General features: G+C 72.7%; 1 protein-coding gene. It reads left to right on the forward strand.

The window, feature by feature from the left end:
- Window positions 1-3,053: kelch repeat-containing protein (locus WD250_15095; GenBank protein MEX2621541.1), on the forward strand; the 3,053-nt coding region annotated here is incomplete at both ends.

Below are 3,053 nucleotides of genomic sequence, written 5' to 3' on the forward strand. Positions count from 1 at the left end.
GCGGCATCGCCGTGGACGACACCGGCGCCGCCTACATCACCGGGGACACCACCTCACTGGACTTCCCGACCACCCCCGGCGCCTACCAGACCGACAAGCCCGCCCCCGGCCTGCAGGACGTCGTGGTGGCCAAGCTCACCCCCGACGGCAGCGACCTCGTCTACGCCACCTACCTCGGCGGCGACGGCGACGACATCGGCTCGGCGATCGCCGTGGACGACACCGGCGCCGCCTACGTCGTCGGCCGCACCGGCTCCGACGACTTCCCCCTCAGCGACACCGCCTTCCAGGACACCCGCGTTGGCGGCTCCACCACCGGCTTCGTCACCAAGCTGGCACCGGACGGCGATGCCCTGGCCTACTCCACCCTGCTCGGCGGCGCCGGGACCGACTCGCCGGGCGGCGTGGCGGTCAACGGCGACGGCGCCGCGCACGTCGCCGGCGACACCGCCTCCGACGACTTCCCCACCACCGCCGGCGCGTTCCAGGAGATACGGCCGGGTGGCGGTGACGGTTTTCTCACCAAGGTCGCCCCCGACGGCACCGACCTGGACTGGTCGACCTACGTCGGCGGCAGCGACGCAGACTCCATCTCGGGCGTCGGCGTGGCCGACGGCGGCACCGTCTCCGTCGGTGGCGCGACCCGCTCGGACGACCTGCCCACCACCCCCGGGGCCTACCAGGAGGCGCACCCGAGCGCTACCGACCCGGCCGCGTACGTGCTCGGCTTCGACCCCGACGGCGATCTGGTGTTCGGCACCTTCTTCGGCGGCACCAATGGTGTCAGCGTCAGCGGCTTCTCCGTCGCCGCCGACGGCAGCACCGCCTTCGTGGGCTCGACCTCGTCGACGGACCTGCCGTTCACGCCCGACGCCTTCGACACCGAGCCCGACGGCGCGCTGACGAACGGCTACGTTGCGCGGATCAGTGGCGACGGGGCGGATGTCCTTGCGGCCACTTACCTGGGGGCGCGCGGACGTGGCGGGCCGCTTGGCGACGTCGCGGTCGCTGACGACGGCACCATGACGATCACCGGCACCGCGGAGAGCGCAACCGGCGTCCCTGTGCGCGACCGCATGGCCGTCTATTCGAGCAACCACGACCCGTTCGTCGGGCGACTGAGCGCCGACGGGACGGATCTCATCTTCGGTACGCACCTGGGCGCCCGCGCGGTCGACATGGGACGAGCGGTGGCCCTGGGCCCCGACGGCCTAAGCGCCTACGTCGCCGGCGGGGTCACGAGTGACGACTTCCCGACAACCCCGGAGGCCGCCTATCCGGACTCGCCGGTCGGCGGCCTCAGCACCTTCGTGCTGAAGATCTCCCCGACCCCTGAGGGCGAGCCGTACGTGACCGGGCTGTCACCGCGGAGCGGCCCCGAGAACGGTGGCACCGGCCTCGTCATCACGGGCCGCGACCTCACCGGCGCCACCGCGGTGTCGTTCGGGAGTGAGCCCGCGGCGGACTTCACCGTCGACGCCGACGATCAGATCACCGCGACGAGCCCCCCCGGGACCGGAACGGCGCACGTGACGGTCACAACGGCCGAGGGCACCTCACCCCCCAACCCCGTCTCCGAGTTCACCTATGCCCCGGGCCTGTGGGAGCGGACGGGACAGCTGTCGGAGCCGCGCTTCGACCCGAGCCTCACCCTGCTCGCCGACGGTCGCGTCCTCGCAGCGGGCGGGCGTGACGAGATCCGTGGCGGGGTCACGACGGACACCGCCGAGGTGTTCGACCCGCTGACCGGCCAGTGGAGCCCGACAGGGTCGCTGGGTGGGCCTCGCTCGCACCACAGCGCGACGCTGCTGCCCGACGGCCGGGTACTGGTCGCCGGCGGCTTCCCGGACGGCAGCACGGGCCTTGCCAGCGCGGAGGTCTACGACCCCGAGGCCGGCGAGTGGTCGCCGGTCGATGAGATGGAGGAGGCACGCGGCCGGCACGTCGCGGCTAGATTGGACGACGGCCGGGTCCTGGTGGCGGGCGGCCAGCCCGGCCCCAGGCGGGACTCCGCCGAGATCTTCGACCCCAGCGACGACACCTGGGAGACCACCGGCGCGATGACCGACGCGCGCAACCAATTCGCCGGCGACGTGCTCACCGACGGCCGTGTGTTGGTCGTCGGGGGCCCGACGACCAACGAGAGCGCGGAGATCTACGCCCCGGCCACGGGGGAGTGGAGCCCCATCGCCGACACCCACGCCGGTCGCCGCCAGCACCACGGCATCGCGCTCGACGACGGGGGCTTCCTGGTGATCAGCGGCGTCGGGGCCGGCAAGACCGCGGAGGTCTATGACCCCGACACCGACGAGTGGACCGCCAGCCTGATGGTCAACGACCGCTGGGAGCCCCTGATCGGCAAACTGCCCAGTGGTCAGGTGCTCGTGGCCGGAGGGGCCGACGGCGGCCCCTACTCGGAGGTGTACGACCCGGCCACCAACGACTGGACCGCCAGCGCGACCATGCACTTGTCGCGGGCGTCATGGCGCGGAGGGCACCGCAACGACCTGGTGCTGCTGTCCAGCGATCCCGACACGTTCGCCGACGACCCGGCGGTCTGCGGCGAGCACTGCGGCAAGCTGCTCGTGGCGGGGGCCTCCACGGCGCACGTCGCCGAGCTGTACACCCCCCAGCCCACCGTGACCGGCATCGAGCCCGACGCGGCCCCCTCCAGTGCGGCCGGCGAGCAAATCACCATCACCGGCTTCAACCTGACCGACGCCAGCGCCGTGCACTTCGGCGACCTGCCCGCCGACAGCGTCGAGGTGGTGTCCTCCACCGAGCTGACCGTGACCACCCCTTCCGCCCCGGCCGGTGACGTCGACGTGACCGTGACCACCCCGGGTGGGGTGTCACCTACCCACGACGAGACATCCTTCCGCTTCGACGCGGCCCCGAGTCCGACACCCGACCCCGACCCCGACCCCGACCCGACACCCGACCCCGACCCTGACCCGACACCCGACCCCGACCCCGACGCGCAGGCGTGTGACCCCGCCCTGGTGCCCGACTCGCCGTTCACCGACGTCGCCGGCAACACCCACCTCGACAAC

The organism is Egibacteraceae bacterium (assembly GCA_040905805.1).
In the GTDB taxonomy this organism is placed as follows: Bacteria; Actinomycetota; Nitriliruptoria; order Euzebyales; family Egibacteraceae; genus DATLGH01.